This is a genomic window from Flammeovirga agarivorans, from assembly GCF_012641475.1.
In the GTDB taxonomy this organism is placed as follows: Bacteria; Bacteroidota; Bacteroidia; order Cytophagales; family Flammeovirgaceae; genus Flammeovirga; species Flammeovirga agarivorans.
This window is the reverse complement of sequence record NZ_JABAIL010000003.1, coordinates 376,200-403,026: the sequence shown is the minus strand read 5'-3', so window position 1 is coordinate 403,026 and position 26,827 is coordinate 376,200. Positions and strand designations below refer to the sequence as shown.

Annotated in this window: 20 protein-coding genes; 14 read left to right on the top strand and 6 right to left on the bottom strand. The window is 34.4% G+C overall.

What is annotated here, in order from left to right; genetic code table 11:
• Positions 1-233 precede the first annotated feature (233 nt).
• Positions 234-1,403 (top strand): AGE family epimerase/isomerase, encoded by a 1,170-nt coding sequence (locus HGP29_RS10790; RefSeq protein ID WP_168882411.1) that lies wholly within the window; start codon positions 234-236, stop codon positions 1,401-1,403.
• Positions 1,404-1,410: 7 nt separating this feature from the next.
• Positions 1,411-2,814, top strand: coding sequence for an MFS transporter (locus tag HGP29_RS10785; protein ID WP_168882410.1), 1,404 nt, complete (start codon positions 1,411-1,413; stop codon positions 2,812-2,814).
• 91 nt (positions 2,815-2,905) lie between these two features.
• Here the strand turns inward: HGP29_RS10785 and HGP29_RS10780 are convergent, their stop codons facing one another.
• The 5 genes from HGP29_RS10780 to HGP29_RS10760 form a co-directional block, all read right to left on the bottom strand.
• Positions 2,906-4,462 carry a sulfatase family protein gene (locus HGP29_RS10780; RefSeq protein WP_168882409.1) on the bottom strand — a complete coding sequence of 519 codons (1,557 nt, stop codon included), beginning with the start codon at positions 4,460-4,462 and terminating at the stop codon, positions 2,906-2,908.
• A 253-nt stretch (positions 4,463-4,715) separates the two neighbouring features.
• Positions 4,716-6,026 (bottom strand): DUF3472 domain-containing protein, encoded by a 1,311-nt coding sequence (locus HGP29_RS10775; RefSeq protein WP_168882408.1) that lies wholly within the window; start codon positions 6,024-6,026, stop codon positions 4,716-4,718.
• 69 nt (positions 6,027-6,095) lie between these two features.
• Positions 6,096-7,730 carry a RagB/SusD family nutrient uptake outer membrane protein gene (locus HGP29_RS10770; RefSeq protein ID WP_168882407.1) on the bottom strand — a complete coding sequence of 545 codons (1,635 nt, stop codon included), beginning with the start codon at positions 7,728-7,730 and terminating at the stop codon, positions 6,096-6,098.
• Between the two features lie 19 nt (positions 7,731-7,749).
• Entirely contained in the window at positions 7,750-10,680 is a 2,931-nt protein-coding gene (locus HGP29_RS10765; protein ID WP_168882406.1) for a SusC/RagA family TonB-linked outer membrane protein, read from the bottom strand.
• 445 nt (positions 10,681-11,125) lie between these two features.
• On the bottom strand, positions 11,126-12,382 hold the full coding sequence (locus HGP29_RS10760) for an ROK family transcriptional regulator (protein ID WP_211093265.1): 1,257 nt from the start codon (positions 12,380-12,382) through the stop codon (positions 11,126-11,128).
• Positions 12,383-12,659: 277 nt separating this feature from the next.
• Between HGP29_RS10760 and HGP29_RS10755 the strand changes: the two genes are divergently transcribed.
• The 4 genes from HGP29_RS10755 (at position 12,660) to HGP29_RS10740 (ending at position 17,703) form a co-directional block, all read left to right on the top strand.
• Positions 12,660-13,379 carry an MliC family protein gene (locus HGP29_RS10755; protein ID WP_168882404.1) on the top strand — a complete coding sequence of 240 codons (720 nt, stop codon included), beginning with the start codon at positions 12,660-12,662 and terminating at the stop codon, positions 13,377-13,379.
• 10 nt (positions 13,380-13,389) lie between these two features.
• Entirely contained in the window at positions 13,390-14,052 is a 663-nt protein-coding gene (locus HGP29_RS10750; protein WP_168882403.1) for a DNA-3-methyladenine glycosylase family protein, read from the top strand.
• 142 nt (positions 14,053-14,194) lie between these two features.
• Entirely contained in the window at positions 14,195-14,893 is a 699-nt protein-coding gene (locus HGP29_RS10745) for a hypothetical protein (protein WP_168882402.1), read from the top strand.
• A gap of 275 nt (positions 14,894-15,168) precedes the next feature.
• Positions 15,169-17,703 carry a TonB-dependent receptor gene (locus tag HGP29_RS10740; protein ID WP_211093264.1) on the top strand — a complete coding sequence of 845 codons (2,535 nt, stop codon included), beginning with the start codon at positions 15,169-15,171 and terminating at the stop codon, positions 17,701-17,703.
• A 75-nt stretch (positions 17,704-17,778) separates the two neighbouring features.
• Here HGP29_RS10740 and HGP29_RS10735 read toward each other — a convergent pair whose 3' ends face one another.
• A complete protein-coding gene (locus HGP29_RS10735; RefSeq protein WP_168882401.1) occupies positions 17,779-19,122 on the bottom strand; it encodes a hypothetical protein in 1,344 nt (447 codons plus the stop codon).
• A 570-nt stretch (positions 19,123-19,692) separates the two neighbouring features.
• On the opposite strand from HGP29_RS10735, the gene HGP29_RS10730 reads away from it, so the two are divergent.
• From HGP29_RS10730 to HGP29_RS10695, 8 genes are all read left to right on the top strand, one after another.
• Positions 19,693-21,075, top strand: coding sequence for a hypothetical protein (locus HGP29_RS10730; protein ID WP_168882400.1), 1,383 nt, complete (start codon positions 19,693-19,695; stop codon positions 21,073-21,075).
• 213 nt (positions 21,076-21,288) lie between these two features.
• Entirely contained in the window at positions 21,289-21,759 is a 471-nt protein-coding gene (locus HGP29_RS10725) for a hypothetical protein (RefSeq protein ID WP_168882399.1), read from the top strand.
• A 6-nt stretch (positions 21,760-21,765) separates the two neighbouring features.
• Positions 21,766-22,257: a hypothetical protein gene (locus HGP29_RS10720; RefSeq protein WP_168882398.1), complete on the top strand. Its 492-nt coding sequence runs from the start codon at positions 21,766-21,768 to the stop codon at positions 22,255-22,257.
• A 396-nt stretch (positions 22,258-22,653) separates the two neighbouring features.
• Positions 22,654-23,586: a hypothetical protein gene (locus HGP29_RS10715; RefSeq protein WP_168882397.1), complete on the top strand. Its 933-nt coding sequence runs from the start codon at positions 22,654-22,656 to the stop codon at positions 23,584-23,586.
• 104 nt (positions 23,587-23,690) lie between these two features.
• On the top strand, positions 23,691-24,464 hold the full coding sequence (locus HGP29_RS10710; protein WP_168882396.1) for a tetratricopeptide repeat protein: 774 nt from the start codon (positions 23,691-23,693) through the stop codon (positions 24,462-24,464).
• 102 nt (positions 24,465-24,566) lie between these two features.
• Entirely contained in the window at positions 24,567-25,601 is a 1,035-nt protein-coding gene (locus HGP29_RS10705) for a hypothetical protein (RefSeq protein WP_168882395.1), read from the top strand.
• 347 nt (positions 25,602-25,948) lie between these two features.
• Positions 25,949-26,353 carry a DUF4760 domain-containing protein gene (locus HGP29_RS10700; protein WP_168882394.1) on the top strand — a complete coding sequence of 135 codons (405 nt, stop codon included), beginning with the start codon at positions 25,949-25,951 and terminating at the stop codon, positions 26,351-26,353.
• Complete coding sequence (locus tag HGP29_RS10695) at positions 26,346-26,819, top strand: hypothetical protein (RefSeq protein ID WP_168882393.1); 474 nt, start codon at positions 26,346-26,348, stop codon at positions 26,817-26,819. Before HGP29_RS10700 ends, HGP29_RS10695 begins: the two co-directional genes overlap by 8 nt.
• Positions 26,820-26,827: the final 8 nt, after the last annotated feature.

Genomic DNA, 26,827 nt, shown 5'->3' with positions numbered 1-26,827 from the left:
TTACATTTTGGCGAAGTCTCCTGACTTCGAAGAAAGTATGAACTATATATTCGAAGTCGGGAGACTTCGCCAATGAATAGCTCCAAGTGACACTAACACTTAACACTTGAAACATGGTGGTTTTTCAACGCAATAATCTGTTATGCGATAACCCCATATACAAAACATCCTTATGGTTATTTCCTAGTACTTAACTTAGATTATATGCTCTTTTTTAACTTAAATGAAAGGAAATGACGACTACTTTAAAGAAAGAAATCACAGAAGAACTGTATCACATTCTCGATTTTTGGGGTGAAAATACTGTAGATCTAGAATACGGAGGCTTCTATGGAGAAATCAATAATAGCTTAGAAATCAATAAAAAAGCAGACAAAAGTCTAGTCTTAAATGCAAGATTACTTTGGTCTTTTTCAGCAGGATATATTCAAACCCAAAAGGAAGAATATTTAACCCTTGCCAAAAGAGCCTATAACTATTTGATCCAATATTTTTTAGATCCAGAATATGGTGGTTTTTATTGGGCTGTTGATTACAAGGGAAATCTAACATCCGACAGAAAGCAAACCTACGCACAAGGTTTCGCTATTTATGGACTATCAGAATATTACAGAGCCTCAACAGATAATACCGCATTAAAACATGCGATTGATTGCTATGAAGTAGTTAAGAAATATACTTACGATAATGATCACAAGGGCTATATCGAAGCATTAGACCGAAAATGGCAATCTATTGATGACATGCGATTAAGTGAGAAAGATGCCAATTTCCCTAAGTCTATGAACACCCATCTTCATATTTTAGAACCCTTTACCAACCTGTATAGAGTCTGGAAGAATACTCAATTAAAAGAAGATATCAGCGAATTGATCGATATTTTTTCCAACAATATTCTCAATAAAAAAAATACTCACCTTGACCTTTTCTTTGAGATGGATTGGCAAACGCCAGCTTCCGTTATTTCCTATGGTCATGATATTGAAGGGGCTTGGCTTTTGGATGAAGCAGCACAAATTATTGGTGAGAAAAAAGAAGCTACAAAATCAATTGCCATGAAAATGGTAGACACTTGTCTTGTGGAAGGTTTTGCTAAAAATGGAGCTGTATTGAATGAATTAGAAGAAGGACAACTTCATAAAGATTTTGACTGGTGGCCTCAGGCAGAAGCCTTGGTAGGTTTAGTCATGGCCTATAATTATTCACAAGACCAAGTGTATATGGACCAAGCTTTATTGACTTGGGAATACATTAAAAAACAGATCATAGACACTGAGAAAGGGGAATGGTTTTGGGGAAGAGAAGCTGATGGCTCTGTGAAAGATACCTACAAAGCCGGGTTCTGGAAATGCCCTTACCACAACAGCAGAGCATGTATTGAAGTGATTAACCGACTAAACTAATTCGACAATGGCAACACTAACCGAAGTAAAAAGCATTGATCAACATGAAAAAGTAAGCTTAAGAGAAAAAGTTGCTTATGGATTGGGAGATGCCGCCTCTTCCACCTTCTGGAAGATGTTTTCAATGTATATGCTGTTCTTTTATACTGATGTATTTGGCATCTCGGCAGCTGCAGTAGGCACCATGTTTTTGGTCACAAGAATTTGGGATGCCATCAATGACCCTTTAATGGGAATACTAAGTGATAAGACCACTACCCGATTTGGAAAGTTTCGCCCTTATTTATTGCTTATGGCCATTCCTTTTGGGCTTGTTGGTATACTTACATTTACCACACCTGACTTATCGGAATCGAATAAAATTATCTATGCATATATCACTTACACCCTCATGATGATGGTGTATACTGGCATTAATGTTCCTTATTCTTCCTTACTTGGAGTCATCACTTCCAATCCCAAAGAGAGAACATCATTAGCTTCCTATCGCTTTATTTTTGCTTTTGCAGGAAGTATTCTTGTGCTAGCCACTGCAGAACCACTGGTGAAATTCTTTGAGGAATCGAATACCCCTCAAGTAGCTTGGCAGAGTACTATGACTGTATTTGCTATCTTCACTACCGTCTTATTTTTTCTTACTTTCCTAGGAACTAAAGAGAGAGTAAAACCTAAAAAACAGAAGACGAATACATTACAGGATCTTAAGAACCTTTCTAAAAACAAGGAATGGTTTATTATGTTAGGTGCAGGCGTTTCTTGTCTGATTTTCAATTCAATTCGAGACGGTGCATCGATCTATTATTTTAAATATTTTATTGCTTCAGAAAGTAACTTGGAGTTCTTCGGGATATCCTTAACATTGAGTTCTCTGTTTTTGGTAATAGGGCAATTATCTAATCTAGTTGGAGTAGTCATCTCAGCATCTGTAGCCAACAAAATGGGTAAAAGAAATACGTTTATGATGGCTATGGTAAGTGCTGCTATCCTAAGTTTCATGTTCTATTTATTATCATCAGATCAATTGGTGCTTATTTATATCCTACAAGCAGGCATTAGTTTATTTGCAGGCATGGTATTCCCGCTTATGTGGTCGATGTATGCTGACATTGCCGATTATTCGGAATACAAAACAGGAAGAAGATCAACGGGACTTATCTTCTCTTCTTCGTCTATGTCACAAAAGATGGGGTGGACGTTAGGTGGTGCTTTATCTGGTTGGCTATTATCTTATTTTGGATTTGAAGCCAATACAACAGCATCACAAGAAACGATCAATGGACTAAAGATGATGCTAAGTATCATCCCTGCCATTGGAGCAATTCTTTCTGTGATATTCTTGACTAGATATAAACTGACAGAATCGTTTATGACCGATGTTCAGAAATCATTGAGGGAAGAGAATGAAAGTTAAAAATTAGCTTTTCAAAAACTCAAAATAAATGAATACAAAAAAAGAGATACCGATACTTCGATATCTCTTTTTTGTATACAGAGAAAATGATCTATTGCACAATATTCGCAACCCCTAACTCCGTCAATTTTCCTTGAGGGCGGTTTTTATGTTTCACCTCTCTTTTCCACTCTAAACGGGTAGCTCTTTCTTTAGAGATACTAACTCTTTTTTCCATAAACCTTCGAAGTTCGTCTTCATTGTCTTTTACTAAGAAACCTTCTAAAGCGTAATCATTGGTAGCTCTCATCCAAGTTTCCAATCGAGTACTTAAATCTTTCACTACATCTGCATAGTTAGGATCATTGATAAGGTTATGCTTAGAATAAGGATCATTCTTAGTGTCGTATAACTCTTCAACTGTACGGTAATTTAGGAACTCGAAGCGATCTTTTACTTCTTGATGATCCTGTGATAATTTATTGTAAGTAGCATACGATCTATACCAACGACATTCCATAATCGCATGGTAATCTCCAGTACCCCATGCATTAAAAATATAGACAAAATCTTTAGAGTGTACCGCTCGCATAGGTCTTGGATCTGCAGTCGGTCCCTCATTATGTTCTACATAAACATAATCACGATTTTCCTGAGATTTTCCTTTCATTATTGGTAGCAACGAACGTCCTGCTAATGGACCAGGAGTTTCAGTATTTGTAGCTTCCAATATTGTAGGCATCAGATCAATTGCCGATACCATATGCGTTTTGTCTCTTTTTCCTTTTTTCACTTCTCCAGGCCAAACGACTACCCATGGGGTACGCACACTTTGAGGGTATAAGTTTGATTTCACAAACGGAAAAGCCATACCATGATCCGATACATAAACGATAATGGTATTGTCTATCACTCCTTTTTCTTTTAATACAGCTAGGATATCCCCGATACAATCATCCCCTCTTCTTACAGTATTGTAGTAATCGGTCATCTCTTCTTTAAAATGATCATACTGGGGTAAAACAGGATGTATAGGAATTTCGTCTTGATCAAAGATTAATGAAGGAGGATTCTTATCAAATCCTTTTTTTGTTTTCTCTCCTCGATAAAATGGTAAGTGAGGATCTTGTACATTCACCGACGCATAAAAAGGTTGGTCATTGTCTTTTGCTTTTTGTACAATCTCTCCAAAAGCCAACTTATATTTTGATGCCGTTCTTGAGTTGAGCTTATCAAAATCTGCCACATAGTCCCAATATTGATCAACATTATTTGTAGGTGTAGAATCAATCACTTTCTGAACGATACCTGTAAAGTAGCCATTTCCTCTAAGTGCTTCCGGCAATGTTGCCTGAGGAAAATCCACACTATAAAATCCTTCCACTCCACTATTATGTGAATATTGACCTGTATGAAAAACATTTCTCGACGGACAACAGCTTGGTGCCTGTACGTAAGCTCTCTCAAAAAGCATCCCTTGTTTGGATAGCTTATCTATGTTAGGAGTGGTGTTTTTTATTTTTGAACCATACGCTCCAATAGAATCAAAGTTTAGATCATCGGAGGTTAAAAACAATACATTTGGTTTCTGACTATATACCACCAAAGGAGATAAGAATATTATTAAAAAGCTTAGGCTTACTTTTAAATTTGCATTAAAAAATTTCATACCGATCTTGATTTCAGAAGTTTTGATACTGTTCAATCACCCCAAAATTTTTTGGTTCGACTGAACAGTATAAACATAGATTTTCTTCTACTAAGATTGGTTTGCATTTCAATCATATCGGTCTAATATCTAACCTAAGGGCTTGGAATCGTTGTTTTGGGGTATCAATCTGTAAAATAAAAAAAACCGTAACAGTCTATTACGGCCTTTTCTTATCAAGTGAGAATCGTCATCAATTCAATATTTAATCTAATTACAATCTTTGTTTCGTATTAGATCTACTCTCTTTCATTGCTACTTTTTCTATATTCATTACATCAAGTTCCAACGTTGATGGTTTCGTTTTTTTAAATTCTGTACCTACTGCTGTTTCATTATTAAAGAAGCCGCAGTTTTCTAGGTAAAATTCGTTTTTGGTCACTCCACCTTCATAATCAAATCGGTGTAAACCTCTTGCTGTGGCATCTGCAGAAAATTTAGCAGATTCTATCGGATACCACTTTCCTTCTTTATCGCCCACCCATTGGTTTTTGTACAATGCCATGCGTTGTTCTGTACCATATTCAGGAATAAAGTTTTCTAAGAACGAGTGGAAACGTTTAAGGTAAGTATGTGTTTTTGGTCTTTTAAAACTGGCAATTAAATCCCATTGTCCCTTTTCTGGAGCATAAAAGTAGGCTGTATATTGTGTATGAGTTGCATCTACAGGCTCACCTTTTAGTAAAAACTTATACGGTACTCCAGCTTTCCATGGAAACACTTTGTAACTCTGGCCTCCAGAACCTTCATCTCCAAACTTTCCAGTATGTACACCACTTCCTTTACTCATCAATTGGATTCTTTGATCTTCAGGAATTTCATTAGGATTGTCGGTTTGGTAAGGACTCCAAACGGAGAATAAAATTCGACGCTCTGTTTCGCTATTGACTTGTATTCCAAAGTATCCCTCTCCAAAACCATTGGCCATAAAATAAGAACCCAACGCATCTTGACCTTCAGGAACTTCTATTTCACTGTAATACCATTGAATGTCCTTGTCTTTTGCCTCTGCTGGCAATTGATAGTTAAGGTGTACCGATGGTCCTCTTCTACCAAAGTAAGGATTGTCTTTCGGGATGCTGTAGAATGTATTTTCTGATAATGGAACCACCTCTAAAGAAGTAATATTGACAGGCTTCTTAGATGTATTTTTGATAGTGATGCATTGGTAACCTTCCTTTTGAATTTCGTAAGTCCCCAACAGCACTTCCGACTTTTTACCTTTTAACTGTCCGGTCTTTTCGGTATCTCCTAAAGCGACTTCAAGTGATGTACCCTGAGGGGCACTCCCTTTCATTTTCAACTTAATTGTACCGCTCTTTTCAGCAAAGAAATACACATCAAGGTTTTCCTGTCCATCCCACTCATTAATTCCTGCAGTATCAATACCCGTCAGTCGGCCTTTTGCCACATCCAACCAAGCATTCTCTGCAATACTTAATTCAATGGGAGTACCTGCCTGTTTTGTCTCGCAGGCAGTAAATAATAAAGAAAATAGGGAAACAAGGTATACAATTTTTCTCATGATAAGGGGTAGTTAAAAAGCACTGAGAGAAAATAGTATCCTCCCAATGCTTCAATGTTAGTAATAGTATTAAGGGTTCTGTACTAAATTTGGCTGTACTAGAATTTGATCTTCTGGGATAAATTCTATTACTCTATTATGTGTTGGAGGAATCACCTCGTAAGCATCTGTACCACTTAAGTGAGTACCAGGATATAATCTATCCATGGTTTTATTATTTCTAAATACATCGAACTTACGGTGTCCTTCCCAAACCAATTCTAATCTTCTTTCGTCCAATACAACATCAATTAATTCTTTATCACCAATGTTGCTAACAGTTGGAATACCTGCTCTCTGACGGATGATATTGACATTCGCTAAAGCATTCGACACATCTCCTTTCTTCGCATAGGCTTCCGCAAGGTTCAAGTAGATCTCTCCAAGTCTAGATACCGTTGGAGACCATAAGTGAGGCTCGCCTTCTTGCATTGAACACTTGTAGATAAAGTACTTGAAGTAACCGTTTCTATCTTCCATTAAGTGGTCTTTTTCTACATATTGTTTGTTCGACATATCATCGATAAAGTAATGTAAAGTTTCCCCTTCCATCTCTTCAGTATGGATCGTATATTCTTTCTCATTCAATACGATATATGAATCATCGATCAGTGTTTCCTGTACATATTGGTTGTTCTCGTTTACCCAGAATACCGAAGGAATTTGTGCCCCTGCCTCATCTTTTAGGTATTGTGCCTCGAAGTGAGATTTTCTAGCATCTTCAGGATTTTGATTGATCAGGTCAACAAATGATTTTGAAGCATACATCTCACCCCAACCAACATTCTGAATTGTGGCATACATACCACCTACAGTATACCAACCATGACCGTAATCTGCGTCCTTTGTGAATTTTAAAGAGAAGATTTCCTCAGGGTTTCCTTCCGGTGGCAACTCCATCGAACGACGCAATTGCTCTGTACTTAATAAACTGTATTTACCAGAGTTGATCACTTTATTCGAATACTCAATACTGTTATCTAAGTCGTCCATATAAAGGTATACTCTTGATAGTAAAGCTTGAGCAGCTTCTTTGCTTGCATACACATTGCTTTTGTTCAATGTCATCAGCTCTTCTGCCATCTTTAAGTCTTCAAGGATTTGTTCGTACACTTCCCCAACTTTTGCTCTTGGTGGTAAGTCCGTTACATCCGTAGATAACTTAATCGGTACTCCCAAATTATCGGGTCCTTGCGTATAAGGTCTACCGTATACGTTCACCAAATAGAACATCAACATGCCTCTTAGGTAATAGTTCTCTCCAATCAGGTGATCCATAGAAGGAGACACTGCTTTTTCTGCCTTCTCAATAATTTGGTTACACCCTACAATCGTTCTGTACGAGTAACTCCAGAATCTTGATGAACGAGAGTTATTCGGGATATTTCTAAAGTTGTAGAAATAAAATAATGGGTCTGTTGTTGTACCACTCAAGGATACATTATCTGTAGGATACTCTGTGATTCGGTGCCAGTCATCAAACCAAGCCGACTCATCTTTCTTTCCTTTCAAATTGGCATAATTACCATTCGTTGCTGTTTGTAGTCCAGCCTCAGTACCCAAAAGGTCGTCTGCATCAATCGAGTTATAAGGGTCTCTGTGAATATCACAAGAGTAGAAAAGGGAAACTATAAATGCTAGAAATATATATTTAGTGTAGTTCATTTTTTATCAAGAATTTAGGTTAGAATGAAAAATTAAGACCGAACATAAAACGTTTAGGTACAGGATAAAAAGCACTCATATCTGAGCCATCTCCCACTTCTGGGTCCATTCCAGAATATCCAGTTAATGTCCATAAATTGTCTCCTGAGAAGTAAATTCTAGCATTTTTAATGTTCATCTTCTCCGTCAGTTTGTTTGGTAAACGATATCCAAACGATAGGTTTCTTAATCTCAGGTAGCTACCATCCTCCAAGTATCTAGAAGAAGGTTTGTTCGACTGGCTTTGGTTGTTGTATTCCATTCTTGGGTGTGTGGCTACATCGCCTGGCTTTTCCCAACGGCTCCAACCGTCTTGTAACTTCATTTGATTGTAAGAAGCATATGCACCATCAGAATCGTAAGTTTCTCTAGCCATATTGTAAATCATGGCTCCATGTGAGTAAGCAAAGTTGGCGTTTAAGAAAATACCTTTGTATTCTGCTCTAAGCGTTACACCACCTTGGAAGTTCGGTGTAGAAGTACCTACTTCTTGTAATGTCGCCTGAGCGTAATCGTCAGTAATAGTTACCTCACCTGTTTCAGGGTCGACTCTTTCCCAAGTTGGGTTACCCGTCTGAGGATCTACCCCTGCCCACTTTCTTAAATACCAAGTATCGATATCAGAACCTACTTTTGTGATTTTATTACCTCTGATTACATCTTGGTCTTCGTATACTTCAGTTACTTGGTTTCTGTTGATACCAATGTTGAAATCGAAACCTAAGCTGAAGTCTTTTCTTTGAACTGCATCATAAGACATAAAGAATTCAAAACCTTTGTTGGTTACGCCACCAACATTCTCCCAGTATCCGTCGAATCCACTCACAGAAGGAAGTTTTACGTAATACAATAAATCTGAAGTATTGATATTATAGTATTCCACCGTAAAGTTTAGCTTATCCCATAATCCAAAATCGATGGCGATATTGCCTTGGTAAGACTTCTCCCAGCTTAAATCATAATTAGGATATTGTCCTGGAATCGCTGCAGGGATACCATTATAGCTATAGTCTAAGTAGTATAAATTCTGGTAAGGGTACATAGACTCAGGTCTGTTACCCAACGAACCATAACTACCTCTTAGCTTAAACATCGTAATATTGTTAGAATTGATAAAGTCTTCGTTGTTGATGTTCCATCCACCACTAATCGAGAAGAAGCTACCGTATCTATTATTAATTCCTACGTTAGAAGCACCATCTGTTCTGAATGAGAACTGGGCCATATATTTCTCATCGTAAGAGTAATTCGCATTGAATAAGAACGACTGTAAAGCATAGTCATACTTAGTACCTTGTACCGTTTGAGGAATCGCTGTTCCGTCTAAAATCTTTGTTCCTGGAATGATACCATTACCTTGTGCACTGATATTATTGAATGCATAATCGTTGTATTCATAAGCGACTAACGCATTGATATCATGCTTTCCAAAAGTATTGAAGTAACGTAACATTTGGTTAGTAAAACGGTTCACTCCGTTCGATTTACTTTGGTTGATATTACCAATCATCGCCTCACCTGCAATCGACTGAGGGTCTGTGTAGTAATAGGTATTACCGTTCATCGTAGTAATAGAGTTCGTCGATACAAACTTGAAATGCTTTGAAATATCGTACTCAATATCAAAGTTGGCGATCATGTCTAGGCTACTTGTTTCACCATAGTTCCACTGTAAATCATACAAGTAGTTATTCATATCTCTACCGTACCAAACTACATTAGGATCTCTTGGATTAACAGGTTTGCCATCGGCTCCGTAAGGATTATCCCAAGGCATGTTTCTGTACATTTCGTACAAATCGTGTTGTCTATCTTCCGTTTCCTTATACGTTAAGGCTATTTTTGGCTTGAAAGTCAGCTTGTCATTTACTGAGTAATCCAAGTTCATACGCGTAGTATAACGCTCATAATCAAACCCTTGAACAGCACCCGATTCGTTATAGTATCCACCAGAAATAAACGTTCTAATTTTATCTGTACCTCCAGTATAACTTAAGTTATAATCCTGAGCGATACCATTTTGTGTACCATTGTCGACCCAGTCGTAATTTTGTTTCGCTAATTGACTGTAATTGTCGGTAATCATGGCAGGAATATCTCCTTGGTTAGGAAACTTCTTATAGTAGTTGACCATTTCCTGACCGTCCATCAATTCGAAGTTACCTTGGTTCAGTTGTGTGATACCTGACTTGGCAGAGAAGTTAAATTGAGAAGTTCCGTCTTTAGCTCTCTTTGTTGTCACCATCACAACACCGTTGGCACCCCTAGAACCATAAAGTGAAGTTGCTGAGGCATCTTTTAAGATAGAGATATTTTCAATGTCTGCCGGGTTAATTTCCGGTACGCCATGCATAATTACTCCATCTACTACCCATAATGGATCAATAGAAGCATTCATCGAAGCTTTACCACGAATACGAATTTCTGTAGTTGCTCCCGGCTGACCAGAAGTACTTGCTACTTGTACCCCTGCTGCCTTACTTTGAAGCATTCCTGATACATTGGGTGTCGTTACATCTACCAATTCTTCAGAATCTAATTTGGCTACAGCCCCCGTTACTGAAGTCTTTTTCTGAGCGCCATAAGCTACAATGACGATGTCATCTAGTTCTTTCACATCGGGTTGTAGTGTAATGTCAATGTCTTTCTGACCATTATAAGTTATTTCCTGAGATTTCATCCCTACATACGTAAAAACGATAACATCTCCCTGATTAGGTTTAGGAATCGAAAACTTACCATCAAAATCGGTGATAGCTCCCTTGGTCGTTCCTTTAATTAATACAGATACACCCGGTAATGTTGAATTGGCACCTCCATCATTTACAACACCAGTTAACACATTGTCTTGTGCGAGTAGTAGTTGTAAAGAGGATAGAATAATGGTAAGAGTGAATATTAGTCTTTTCATAAGTGTATGTTAATTGATAAATGTTTCAATTGGTTGTTATGGTTGCTTTTGTAGATCTCATCAGTTGTTCACGTCAGTGTTTGCTTATGTTTTTATCTACATTACATAATTATTAATTTTTATTATTTAATACAATATGTTTGATTATATAAATTTTTAAATAAACAATTATTAACAACATTAAGGCTTCAATTTTCATTCTCTCAGTAAGCTGCATGGATTATTTAAATTGTTATAAAAAATAGGCTCAATATTGCCATTTATTCAAAAAGCGTAATTAAAACACTCAAAAAGGATTGATAATTAAGAGATTAAGATCGCTCCAAAATTGACGGTATAAAAAAAGAGGCAACACCAAGATGTCACCTCTAATTAATTTTAAATTTTATTTATATAAGCAGTGAGTCGAAAAATTAAGATTGATACAGGTTGATAAATTTACTATTTACACAAATTGCATGGCTGCTTTGGAAGGTTGGAATACCTTATCCGAGACTAAAGTAGTAGCCCCTAAACAACCTGCCTTTCGGCGTATATTCGAATAATTAATATTCGCTTGTGCAAAGGCCTCTGGTAATGAGTGTTTTATCACAGAGGATTTAACAGGAAACAGTATATATTCTTTTAATTGGCTTAGTTTTCCACCAAGGATAATTTTTTGCGGATTAAATAAGTTGATCAAGATACCAATGGCTTTACCGATAGACTCACCCGCTTTTTCTGTCAGTTCAATACCAACTTGATCGCCCGAGAGTACAACTTCTATAAAGGCATCCAGATCTATATCTTCTTTGCCTAATTCCTTTAGGATACTTTCTGTTCTACTGGCATTGTTCTCATGGATAAAATCACGCATCTCTTCTACCAATGCTTCACCAGAAGCAAACGTTTCGAGACATCCTTTCTTACCACAATAACACATTTTTCCTCGATCATCGATACGGATATGGCCCAGCTCCCCTGCCAAACCATTGGCACCGGTAAACAACTCCCCATTGATAATCACACCCATACCGATACCTTTATCTAGGTTGATACACAACACATCTTTGGCATCTTGTGCATCACCAAAATGCAGTTCTCCTAAACTGATGGCATTTACATCATTTTCGATTTCTACATTCAGTTGTAAGGCTTCTTCCATATACTCTTTCAACGACATTTTTAAATCATTGAAATAAGAAATCGATCTACCGTCTTTACTATTCACCAAGCCCGGAACGGCAATTCCGACACCTATAATTCTCTCAAAAGGAATCTTTTGTGTCTTGATAATCTTCTTAATGGTCTTGATCAATCGTCCCAAAAACTCTTCGGAGTTCTTAATATCTATGGTATCTTCTGAATGGAAATATCTTTCGTTATTCTGTAAGTCCAGTAGTATAATTCTCGTTTTTCTTAAGCCGACTTTAACTCCAAAGAAAAAGCCTCCTTCAGGATTAATGACATAGGTAGTGGGTGGTCTACCAACGTTTTTTTCTGTTTGTAGTTCTTTTAGTGTTACATATCCTTCTTCTGCTAGTTCTTTCATTAGTGCAGAAGACATTGGCAAAGTTAGTTCAGTTTTGGTTGTTACTTCAGAGGGCGACATTGTTCCTTCTTGTAGTAATAACTGTAGTATTTGATTTTTTCTGATCTGTTTCTTAATTGAAACTTTGCCTACTTTTTTATTTTCTTTCACTTTCGGCATTTTCTTTATCATTCATTAATAAGTATTACAAGATGCAATTTATTATTTTTATTATTAATGTTCAATGTATAAAATGAATGTTTCCTTTTGCAAAGGGATTAAAAAAGGATAATCATCACAAAATTAAATATTTAGAGTGGAGTGTTATTTTATAATTAAATGGCTACACCTCTCCTGTTTCATTATTTTTGTGATTAATGAAGACACGATGTTATTTGATTAGAAAAATCAATTGGTTAAATTTTCAGATAAATCACTTTTCAAATACACACTTACTTCGAGGTTGACCATGAAACGCATCATCCATCCATTACTTTTCCTTGCCACTTTGGTTATTTTTAGTGCCTGTTCTTCATCTACTTCAACTCAGGAAGAGAAGGAAGAAAAAAAGGAGGAAATTATTGAAAGTATAACTTACCATACTGAAAACGGTAAATTATTTAAGCTGAACAAGCTTAGCGAAGAAAAGGTGATTGTGATTACACCTAAAAAGGTTGCTTATGAACTGACTAGAGTTCAGGTAGCGAGTGGGGTAAAATATGCCGATGAGCAAAAAAATGCCTTCTGGGTAAAGGGCAATGAATTTATGTGGCTGGAAAACGATAAGAAAGCCAGTTCCGGTATCAAAAACTTAACTACCGATGAGATTGTAGGCTATTATGCGACTGACTTCTACGAAAGAAGACATGAAGGCTACGATTGGGTTGGTGTGGTCATCACAGACTTAGGACATGATCATTTGGGTGTGGAAATTCGTTCTAGAGCAGATAAAAAAGAGCAAACTTGTTTCTTGGATGCTGAAATCACTAAAGTATCCAATGGCAAATACAAAGCGACTTTAAATGAAACAGTCACTTATTTCGTCTTCGATGGTAAAAACGTTTATATCATGGCAGATGAAGTGGAAAATAATACTCAACTCAACTACTTCTGCTCTGGTGGTGGCAGCATTGTCAACCATTACCATAGAATTATTGGCCCTTTGGATGTAAATCAAGTAGGAGAATAAAATAGGGATCATGGACAAGAAATACTTTTTTGAATACGATCAGGAGGCCATCGATCATTTAAAGTTAAAAGACAAAAAGTTGGGCGAAGTGATTGATCAGATAGGATTAATCAAAAGAGAAACCTACCCTGATCTTTTCGAAGCCATCATTAAATCGATTGTGGGACAGCAAATCTCTACAAAAGCACAAGTCACGATATTAAGAAGACTACGCGATAAGATCGGCACAATCGAACCAAAAGCCATTGATGCACTTTCTACAGAGGAACTTCAATCGCTCGGTATGTCGTTCAGAAAAGTAGGTTATATCAAAGATTTTGCGGAGAAGGTAGTCAATAAGGAATTTGATATCGATGCCTTACATTCCATGAATGACGAAGAAGTATCTACTACGCTATCAGCACTAAATGGTATTGGTCCTTGGACAGCAGAAATGATGATGATCTTCTCCATGCAGAGACCCAATATTCTTAGCTACGGCGATTTGGCAATCCATAGAGGATTAAGAATGATCTACCGCCATAGAAAAATTGACAAGGAAAAGTTCCAACGATTCTGGAAAAGATATACTCCCTATGCTTCTGTGGCTAGCCTTTATTTATGGGCTGTGGCGGGTGGACATATTGAAGGGATCACCGATCCGCAGACGCGAAAAGAAGTAAAGAAAAGCTAAGTAATTTATATTCAGAAGAATAGATTTTGAAAGAAAATAGCTGAATTATGAAAAAGTGACAGCAGCATTCTTTCGTTGTATAGGTAAGTAATTAAGTATCATATTCATTTTTTAACCTTACTTTTTAATACGATTACTACCGATGAAATCTAGACTTTTTACCCTGCTCTTCATGCTTTTGTTGAGTAACCTCATATATGGACAAGAACATTATCAGTGGAGAAGAACCTATTTACGTTCTGCTGAAAATACCAATTATACATTATTTGGGCTTAATACAGGTTTTTCTACCTATACCGGATCCTATGCCAGTATTGGAAATGGCTCGTACAATCCCAAAAATATGAATCTTGCCATCAGTGGTTATTATCAGAAAAGATTTTCTAGATCACTTCATTTTAGAATTCAGGTAGGTTATATGGGACTTTCGGCTGTGGGCGGTGAAAGCCACGAAAGTATCTCTAGTGAAAATGATATTTTTACATCCAGCTTATTCCAAATTGCTCCAATCCTTATTTATGATATTGGCGCAGGCAGGTTCCAAAAGAAATCTCCGACCACCTTTTACCTTCTAATGGGTACGAGTGTGTTTCGATCGGCATCGGTCAATTACCTTACAGTAGAAGACGGCGTAGATACAGGAGGCACATTAATTCTTGGTATCGGTTTTAGACGTAACATCAGTAGAAAGCTGAAGTTTAATATGGAAATCCAAAGTAACTTATCCAGTTCGGAGCAAATTGACTTAACAGGCTCTGGTCAAAAAATTACGACGGACACATTTACAACCATAACCGTAGGAATTGCCTACTCAATTACAGGAAAGAAGTTTATTCGATAGCATCAATTTCAAGAAAAAGATAAAAATTGGAGTACTCTAGGTGAAAACTTAGGGTACTTTTTTATTGTATAAAAAACACATAAAACACCTATAATCAGACACATTACAAAGCATTTGCTAATACGGACCTCCAAATTCTGATTGTACACCTTGTTGTCTGTTAAAAAAAAATAACCACTCTCAAACAAAATTAAAGAGTAACAATTCGTTCACATTAGATCACTTCTTTTGCACCGTTTTAAAAACTATAACTAATTAACCTTATTACATTAGAAATGTCTACGAAACCAATGTCTCTGATTGTGGCAATGTTGTGCATGCTATCTAGTACAGCCTTTGCTCAAACACTTATTTCAGGTGTATTATTAGAGGATACTACTAATGAACCTATTATTGGTGCCAATATCTCTGTTGAAGGAACAACAACTGGTGCTATCTCAGATTTTAACGGGCAGTTTGCTTTCGAATCAAAGAGAACAGGTAAACAAACATTGAATATCTCATTTGTAGGAATGAAGTCCATCAAAAAAGAGGTGGAATTAAACGGTACTCCGATCGACCTTGGTGAAGTGCAAATGGCTTCAGATGCTGTTGGTCTTGCAGAAGTAGAAGTTCTTGCTTCTATCGCGATTGACCGTAAAACTCCTGTAGCTGTGGCTTCAATCGACGCTGAACAAATCGAAACTAAAATGGGTAACCAAGAGTTCCCACAGGTATTAAAATCTTCTCCAGGTGTATACGTTTCTGGTGCTGGTGGTGGTTTTGGTGATTCAAGAATCTCACTTAGAGGTTTTGACTCAGAAAACGTAGCCGTAATGATCAACGGTGTTCCAGTAAACGATATGGAAAACGGTAAAGTATATTGGTCAAACTGGGCTGGTTTAGGTGATGTAACGAAAACCATGCAAGTACAAAGAGGTTTAGGTGCTTCTAAGCTTGCGGTACCTTCTGTTGGTGGTACAATCAACATTCTTACTAAAACTACTGATGCTGAAAAAGGCGGTAATGTATTTATGGGAATGGGTAACGACGGTTACTTCAAGACAGGACTTACGCTTTCTACAGGTCTTATGGACAATGGCTGGGCGATCACTACAGCATTATCTAAAACTACAGGTAATGGTTATGTAGATGGTACTTCTTTCGAAGGATATTCTTACTTCCTGAATATCTCTAAGCAGTTCAACGACCGTCATACATTATCATTTACCACATTTGGTGCTCCACAAACTCACGGTCAAAGAAGAACATACCTTACTGAAGAAGAGTATGAAAAACATGGTGACCGTTACAACAAAGACTGGGGTTATAAAAACGGACAAGAGTTTAACATGAACCAAAACTCTTACCATAAACCACAAATGTCATTGAACCACTACTGGACAATCTCTGAAAAGACAGACCTATCGACTTCCGTTTACTTCTCTGTAGGTAAAGGTGGCGGTACAGGTATGGCCGGTAGCCACTGGGTAGATGACTCTTACAGAACATACGACGGTCTAATCGACTGGGATGCTTATGTAGCTAATAACGTTGATGAAGAAGGTGGTGCAAAAGGTATTTACAGAGCCTCGAACAACAACCACTTATGGACGGGTGCTTTATCTACTTTAACTCACCAATTGAACGACAATTGGACGTTAGTAGGTGGTCTTGATTTACGTTACTACCTAGGGCAGCACTACCAAACGGTAGAAGACCTAATGGGTGGCGATTTCTATGTAGACAACTCTATGAAATCACAACCAAACAGAGTAGTAGGTGTAGGTGATAGAATGGGTTACGATAACGATGGTATCGTACAATGGCAAGGTTTCTTTGGTCAGTTAGAATACTCTAAAGATCAATTGTCGGCATTCTTCACTGGTGCAGTATCTCACCAAGCGTTCAAAAGAATTGACTACATGAGCTACGAGCATGGTACAGATGAAACAGACTGGCAAAGCTTCTGGGGTGGTTCTGCAAAGGCAGGTGCTAACTACAACATCGATGAGCATCACAATGTATTTGCCAATGCTGGATATATCTCTCGTCAGCCGTTCTTTGGTGCAGTTTTCTTAAACTACCAAAACGATATCAACGAGAATGCTGTTAACGAAAAAATCCTTAGTGGTGAAATTGGTTACGGTTATAGAAACCAAGGTTTCAGAGCGAATGTTAACGCTTACTACACACACTGGCAAGACAAATCGTTTGTAAAAACAGTATTTAGAGACGGTGTACCTTACACTGCTAACCTTTTAGGTGTAGATGCCCTTCATAAAGGTATTGAGGTAGACATGACGTACCAAGTGAACCGTAGACTTACTTTAACAGGTATGGTTTCATTAGGTGACTGGAGATGGTTAAATGACTTAGAAAACGTTCAGATTTTCGATGATCAGCAAAATGCCATCGATACTGTCAACGTATATATGGCGGGTGCTGAAGTAGGTAACTCTGCTCAAACCACTGCAGCTTTAGGTGTTTCTTACGAAGTAGTTAATGGTCTTCGTTTAAATGCTGACTGGAACTACTACGGTAGATTGTTTGCAGACTACGACCCAACAAGAAGAGATAGCGAAGAGTACAAAGGTACAGGTGCTTACGAAATGCCTTCGTACAATCTACTTGACTTAGGTGCTTCTTACGCTTTCCAAATGGCAGGCTTTAATGGACTTGTCAATTTTAGAGTCAACAACGTCTTGAATACAGCCTATGCTGTTCAGGGCTTACAAGGAGGAATAGATGATACTGGAGCTATGCTTCCGGGTGATTATTATATGGGACTCGGAAGAACTTATTCAGTAGGTTTAAAAATGAGTTTCTAATTTATGTTACTTTAGTAAAAAAGAAAGGAGCAGCTATATTAGTTGCTCCTTTTTTCTTGCCTTTAACTAAGGATGTTATTTTACAAGACCTGTATCTACAGGATCTAAAGTCAATTGTAATTCTCCATCCATACTATACAATAGAAGAGTGTTTTCTCTAAAGTAATAAATCAGCTCAGCCGAATTCGACTTCCCTTCTTCTTTGATACGTATTACTTTATTCTTTACGTCTAATTTCCATTCCCCAATTCTAGGTGCTTTGTCCGGTCTTTCATTGACAAAAACCTGTTCCTCTTTAAACTCAATAAAATCGCCTGTTTTCCCTTTTACAGCCCATTTTTTTAGAAATGCACTTTCGGTAACTTGTTGAGGTGTTTTCTTAGTACTCACCCTTTTTTCCAGCGTCATTTCTTCATTGATTTCCTTTGCAAAAAGGCGAATCGTTTGTCCCTCCATTGTATAGTCAAAAGCGATCTTTACCTCTTTTGTTTCTGGCTTTAATAATATCTGATGTTCCTCTGTATCTAATTCCCAACGGCCAACAATACCTTCTTTATCTTTATTTCTGATAATAAACGATTGATCTGCTTTGAATTCCATTCTGTCAACATGTCTGCCAAATACAAACCATTCTCCTATCAATGCGTCTTTGGTCAGCACCTTCTTTTCATCCCCTTTATAAACCAAATTTCTGACAGTAATAAACATTATCTCCCTTTGGTTATCGAAATGATATTTTCTTACCCAATTACCTTGTGCATCATAGTCGTAGGTATAGTAAACAATTTCGTGATATTCCTTAATGGGTCTTTCTGTTTCTGACTTCACTACATCACCCTGCTCGTTGTTTTCTAGAACATTATTATATGTGATTTGTCCTGTTGCATCTTTTTCTACGACAGAAACAATTTCCCCCTCTTCTCTATGAATAGATCTTACCGAAATCAATTCTCCCTTCGGATTTTTTGTGGTGATTTCACTCTTCCACTCTCCCGCGTACTTATAAGAATATACTTCCTTAATGTTTCCTTCCCCATCGTAGCGAGTACCTTCTACTACTTTTCCATCGATCACCTTATTTATCTGTCGACTTTCCAATCGCCCTCCATAAGAGATCTCTGTACCCGTTTTTACATTGTCCTCGTCGTAAGTATTTTCAATCACCCAGTATACCTCTCCTTCCGGATTAATAAACTCTTGTTTTGTCAACGACTTTTGATCGTTGTAGTAAAATACCCTAGAGTGAAGATTATCACTATAAATGACGGTATACTCTCCTGCCTTGTCTTTCGCGTCATATTTTTTTTCTGTGATTTTGACAATTTCACCACCAAAGTCGGCTCCTTGATGCGTCGATTTTTTTGAGGTGTAACAAGATGAAAATGCTACTGATATCAGTACAATTAGATATTGCTTCATGATTTAGATTTAGCTAAAAAAATAAAATTAGATTTAGATTGTACGGCAAAGATATAGATAATTACAAAACTCCCGTTAGAATTTTAAGAAAAGAAAAACAGCATCAGGGCGTACCTAATGCTGTAAATTTCTATTGACTTTCTCTTATGAAAAAGCCAATGTATAGTTGGGGCTATTAATAATTTTCAGTAGTCAACAATAGTATTCCTCTACAAAGGAATACCCCCTCAGTAACTAAAACAACATCTACATCAATGGATTTCTCCCCATATCAATTTCGGTTTTAAGAAAGGTGAAATAATGCTGATTTTCGTTTTAATAACCTCAGTCATAAAAAGTTGAAAAGGATTTTTTTAAGAAATTTAAGGACATTTCTTGTTTTGTAATACATTAATATCTATTATTGTTAATAACTTTCAACAATCTAATTAACAGCAAACTAAAATCAATTGAGCAAACTGGGTGTTGGGGTAGTTGGAAGTGATTTCTAAAAATATATAATTACCATGGTCTTTATATTATTTTTACATATACTAAAATATTTGAAGCATAACTTATAATTAAAAAACAATGAAAAGCTTAAAACTTTTACACTTTCTATTTCTATCATTTCTTTTTTTCTTTGACAGTAATAGTACAATATTAGCTCAAAAACTACCTAATGGTTTAGATGGAGTATTGAATTATAACAATGGGAACTTCGTTGACTTTTCGAAATATAAAGGTTTTATTATTAGGTCAAATAATGTTAGTTTAAAGCTTGATGAACTAATATATTATGTTGAAGATAAAGGAGAGTTTTACATTTCATTAGAAGTCAATTATTACGACTGGAAAGATAAAAACATAAATCGACCAGAACCAATTTATTCATTTGCTCAAGTTTTTAAAGAAAATATTGTTAATAATAAAACTACACATAGTCTAAAAAATATACGACTTACCTCAAATCTTCCGTTGGATAAAGTAAATAATGTTGAGATAATTGCTACAATAGTTAAAAAAAATAATAAGCAAGAAAAAATTAATGGTTTAATTGATCAACAACTAAACTCAAGCCTTAGTAGCTTTCCTGCAATTTCTATTATCAACCAACTTATTGCAGCTCAACGTGAAGACGATGATAAACCAGTATTATTATTTAAATCAGATTATGATATTCCACTAAATTCATTTGAATTTGCAAATAAAGAGATCACTATTGATAGTACACGTTTAATTCTTAATAATGATCCCATATATATTCCATTAAATGCTGATGTAAAAAGTCAAAAACTTAAACCAAGTGTTCTCGCTGGAGCATTTAAATTAATATCAGATTTAAGTGGAGTTATCACAGGAGCTACTTTTTCAGATAAAAATATCCAATTTAAAGGGATGATGAAACTTCATTTCACAACAGATGATAATTCAAATGTTCCAAATCAGATTTCTGAAGGCTTAGATGATGTAGTTTTTTCAATCAATCGATCAGATAAATGGAAGAGTGAGTTTAATTCAGCTAAAGAAAACCTTTGGGCAATATTAAAAACATATAAAAGAGGCGAAGACTCAAATGATAGGATCACTTATGGTGTAAAATCATTTATTGACTTAAGTGTCAGTTATACTGATTTATTAAATAACAGAGAAAAATTAACTTCGAATATTAAAGAGTTTCATGATTTTTATAATGAATTTAGAGATTTTTATGATGATTTAAGTTATCACGAAACAGATTATGGTTTTGTTTCATATGGTGTTGAAAGTATCTATAACAATAGTTATGCACGTATTTTCATACCTTATGGTTTGGATGACAGAACAGCTAAAACTTTTATCAAGTGGCAAATTGCTATTCATGAATTTTTAAATTCAGTTAATTATGACGATACCAAAAAAGGTATTAGTTATAAATTAAATTTTGCTACAATTGAAAAACCTCAATTGTCATCGAAACCCAAAATCCATTAGAATAAAACATAATGATTAATAAAAGGTTTGTACCAGGTCAGTTTCATATTTAAAAAGTAAGAAGCTGACTTTATGTTAAAAAACTCTTGGCATTTGTTACAAAACAAAAGTAATAAACTTCAACTATCTAATAAATAGACCCTAAAATAGTGATACTTGACAATTAATAATTGTTGGCAAGATGTATTAATACTGTTTAAGGCAAACAAAGTTATGAGTAAACAGACAAATTGGGAAAAATATATACCATGGTTTTTAACTATTGCTAGTAGTTTAGTTTTAATTGCAATTGGTTTTTTTTTAATTCACAATATTAATTGGTTTAAAGATGGTGTATTTAAAAATGAAGCTGACCTTAACCTAGAGTATAAAGTATATGCATATCAGATGCATCTAAGCATGATAAAACGTTCAGTTGGGTTATTCTCTGGGTTTGCTATAATGTTCCTAGGTACAGGTGTCGCTTTTTATACTTTAAAAAAAGAAAATAGTTTAAATATAGAGGGTATTGGTATTACTGCTAGAATTGTAACAGCATCTCCAGGTATTATAGCAATGGTGTTAGGTACTTTTCTCATTATTAGCACAATAAACAGTAAAGATAATTTCCCAAATTTTAAAGACTCTCATGAAAAACCAAAAGACATAAAGGGACCAGAAAAAGGACCGGGTCGTGTAAATTAATTTAATATGAAAAAAATTACTCTAATATATATCTTTTCAATAATTGGTATTTCCACTTCAATTGCCCAGGATATTAATCAGACTGATATTAACACTACGTGCTTTGTCATTTCAGAGTTAATGGCTGAAGCAAAAAAAAACGGAGATACAGAGTCAGTTTTAATTTACTATAATACTATAGATAAAATTAAAAAAAAGTTTACTGTACATAAAACATATGTAAACTACTTTGATTCAATTAAAGTTCTAAACCCAGACATTAAAGGAATTGTAATTACTTTAAACAACCCTCCTTTATCTCCAGGTTTTACAAATAATGAAATAGAAAACTTAATTCTATTTAAAAAGAAAGGGGCATCATTAATGGAATTCAATAAGTTTTTAATAAAAAAAGAATTGGAAAGTGAAACAACTAAAATTGAGAATATAAATGAACTTGAGCTAAAGAATATAAATCACATTAATAAAGAGAGAGAGATAATCAAATTTAAAGAATAAACTTCTAACACTTTGAATAAAAGATCTTATATACATTAAGAAAATAAATTTGGTGGTTAAAATGAAGCATTCTCCTTAATTAGTTTAGTATTATAATTACTTTTAATTAAATGTATTATTCAACTCTCTAATAAACTAAAATCAATGAAGCAAACTGATTTTTTGGATGTTTGATCTAAGACGTTAAGAATATAATAAAATAAAAAGAGAGGTATCGAAAAGCGCAAGGATCTATTTTATATAGCTGTAATCAGTACTGAGAAATATTTGATAATTTTACTTAAAGGGAAACTATCTATTTTTATTTGATATAATTTAGAATACATCTTCGATTACAACGGTCATTAAAACATAACAAAATTGTTATTAAATATTTTTTAATTAAAAATCTAAAATGTGGAATTATCAGCTTTTGTATTAATTTTACTAGCTTTAAATGGAATCTTTATATGCTTTGATAGTTGGCTACTAAAGAATGAGAAAAAAAAACTTTATCACTTTCTTGTTGAGTCATTTATCAAAATTGATGACGTTAAAGTGCCTCACATTCACAAGCATTTAGCAAAAAAAGTTTCATCAAAGCTTGATGAATTGAAAATTTTTGGCATAAAAAAATATGGTTTCGGGTCCTATGCTCTAATTTCAAGTGTTATCTTAACGATTACTTCTTATTTAATTGGTTCATCTATCGATAGAGTAGTTAATTCTCAATTTTTAAAAAATGAGAATTATATTTTTGAAGCGGGCTTTTTTGTCCCTTATTTTCTAATCGCAGTAATTGCAAATGCCACCTTTGACATTACATCTTTATCTATATCACGATTTCATATTAGAACTCTTGGAGATTCTGGATATTTAAAATTTATATTGATAATTCTAAAAGATTTAGCATGTGCGTTTATTCTTTCCCTTATACTACTAGATATTGTCTTTTATTTTTCCTTATACTTTGATAGTTTAAGGATTGGAATAGATGTTATTTACCCAAATATTTTTGATGTTACAAAATTTCATATTAAATCGATATTCAATACTGTTTTCAAATTTCAATTTGATGAAGTCTTATCATTGGAAAAGGTTTGGATACCATTTAGTTATATCATTTATTCTGTTTCAACATTTATTCCAACTCTTCTATTCTTAACCTTCTTATCATTGGTTTACATAATCAAAGTATTGATTTCTATGACAAAATCAATTGTATTGAGATATATCAACAGAGTCACAGATGATGAGGAAGAAAATATCAAACCTTTTACACTAATTGGGGTTACATTAACTCTTATTGCGGCGATTCTAAAAGTTGTAATTGAGTACAATAAACCCTAATTGATTTGTGACTGATAATAATGTGTATAGCACATCGCATTAGTCAAGATCCTAATTTATCATAAAATTCACCATCAATAGAAATTAAACTACAAAAACACAATATGAGAAAGGTAATTTTCTTCTCGATATTCATCATTTTATTATCCTATATATATTTTATTAGTACAACTGAAAATGTAATAAATTTAGGAAACTCTTATAATGACAAAGGACTCACGCACTTAAATTCAAGCGAATATAGCAAAGCCATTATTGAATTTAAAAATGCTTTGAAAGATACATCAAGTACGTTTGAACAGTTATCAATGTACAATAGAAACATTGGTTTAGCTTTTGAAGCTCTTCACTATATGGATTCTGCACAGTATTATAAAACAAAAGCTATTAGTTATTGTAATACGGAATCTTATCATTATTACGAACTCAAAGGAGAACTTTTCTTATATAAGAATAATATAGATAGTGCAATTATTAATTTAGAGAAAGCTATCAAGCTTAACCCAAATAAGCTTGAAGCAAATAATTATATTGGATTGATATTTTTAGGTACCTATGGAATAGAATATCAAAACCTTAAAAAGGCATTGTATCATAATAAAAAAGCGAACGAAATATATGATGATAGTATAACAAAATTTGTTCTCGGAAAAACATATTATGAATTAGAAATGTATAATGAAGCTGAAATGATATTTAAAAATATTCTAGATGAGTTTGGAACTGATTTAGACTCAAAATTTGCATTAGGATTAGCATACTACAAATCTGGTAAAATTGATAAGGCAAAGACTATTTTTGAAGAAGTATTTCTAGAAGATAGAACATACATATCAGGAATGGAGTCAATTATAAGTGAACTAAGTATTAACCTGTAAGAATATAAAAGAACTAAATTGATATTGGAAATATTAATTGAAAATTACTTCTAATCAACTCTTCTGCAAATTGAATTTTTTAAGATTGTGACAATTAAAAAAATGACAACAAACACATACTTACTATTTACAGCTTGGCTAGTATTTTTTACCTCACTCAGTCAAGCTCAAAATAGTAAAGTTGATTTCAAAGATGAGAAAGGTAAATTCAAGATTTCTTTTCCGATCGAACCAGAAGTCTCGGAACAGTCTGGTGTTACTGAATATGGAGAAATAACGACATATTCATTTAAAGCTGAATCAGAAGATGACGATAATCTATCATATGATGTGTATTACCTAGATTACCCTCAAGCATTTACAGACACTCTAAGTACTGAAAGTGTTTATGCTTTATTTTATGGTTCTCAAATGACCAATGTGAATTCAGATAATATTCAACTTATAGGGACATTTAATCACAATATTTTAGGGTATATAGGTAGAGAATATAGATGGCAGGATATTAAAACAAATAAGTTTTCAAGAGTTAGATTCTTTATGGTCAACAATAGGATGTATATACTTATTGTAAATACAGAAGGTGAAAAGAACTTTAATTTAAGTATTAATAAGTTCTTTGATTCATTTAAACTAATTGATACAACTCCTAATCCTAATACTCAAACTTCATCTGAGGGTGTAGACAAAATATATAAAATCAAATTCCCTAAGGAAACTGAAATCAGAGAGATGGAAACTCCTACTGAATATGGGAATGCAAAAGTAGTTGTGGAATGTTATCAACCAAAATTGGTCAACGATGATAATTTAATTTATATGGTCATGATAATTAAATATCCAGAAGATATCACTCTTACGGATAATTTTGACTTAGATGATTATTACTCAAATGTTATTCAAAGGGCCTTAAACGGAAGACAAACAACTTTAATTAGTAAAAATAAAGTATCTGAAAACGGAATTTCTGGAATTGAAATGAAGGAAAGCTTTAGAGATGGACAAATAGTGATCAAACAAAAAGTCTTTCTTAAAGGTAATTCTCAAATAGCACTTCAAGTGATGACCATTCCAAATAATGATGATAATAAATCGATGAATAGTTTCTTTGATTCTTTTGAATTTATTGAAGAGTAAAAGACATCTAACCCTATACTTGAAATTGTAATACCATGTGGGTACTACGTTTTATATATTAAACGTTAATAACAATTAACTTCACGCTTAAAAATGATGTCTCTTGTTTTGTATTACATTAATATATAAATTAACAGTGTGTACTTCAACTATCTAACAAACAGAAACTAAAATCAATAAAGCAAACTGATTTTTTGGAGGTCGAAGACTGTTTAATAATGTAGAAATACCATGGTTTAATAATGTATAATAATATACCATAGTATTTACATAATGTTAGCATCAATTAAAATTAAAACTATATGTTACTATATGAATCAATGGAAATAGTAATAAGAATAATGTTTATGATAATTATCATCACAACCGCTTATTACTATATATTAAGTTCTCGTAAAAAAGAAAAAGAACTTAAAAAGAAAGAAACTGTTAACTTCTTCTTCTCCGATAAAATAAATTACGAAAAAGTGATTATCGACAAGAGAAACGGATTGCTAGATGACGAGGATAGTCGAATTTTAGAAATTCTGAGTGTTTTTGAAAAAATGTCTATTTCAATAAAAACGAAAGTATATGATGAAGAAGTTATACTCGAATATTATGGTAAATACATGATTCACTTTTTTAAAGAATTCAAATTCTTCATTCTTATACGAAGAGAAAAAAGTGGTAACCCGTATCTATTTATAGAATACGAAAAATTGGTGAATAGAATTAACAAAAACGATAAATCACAGAATTATTATGAATAGAGAAGCATTTAATAGAATTAAAGAATTCTCTGCTCAAAGGAAATTATCAAAACTTCAAGAGAGAATTCTGTTTCACAAATACCATGAAGATTACTTCATGTTAGTTGATGACTATAAATCAAACAATAACAATAATGAACCTTCAGCAGATACTATTATTGGGTTCAATAATACATTATTAAGCGACATGACGTTATCAACAAATATTAATTTATCAGCAGATGAATTAAAACAATATACTGATAATGCCATAAAAAAAGTTAGAACAGCAAATGGATGGAAAGAATTTGGAATGTCAACTCTTTCAAGTATCGTAGGTTCATTCATCTTTACTTTTTTAATAATCACGCTTTTCCTAATGGGTGAAAGTCAAATAAAATCGTGGTTTAATGATTTTGGAAAAGAGAAAGAAAATATTGAAAATTCAGTTGATAAGGACTTAAAAACTGATGCTAACAATAGCTAATCTCCATC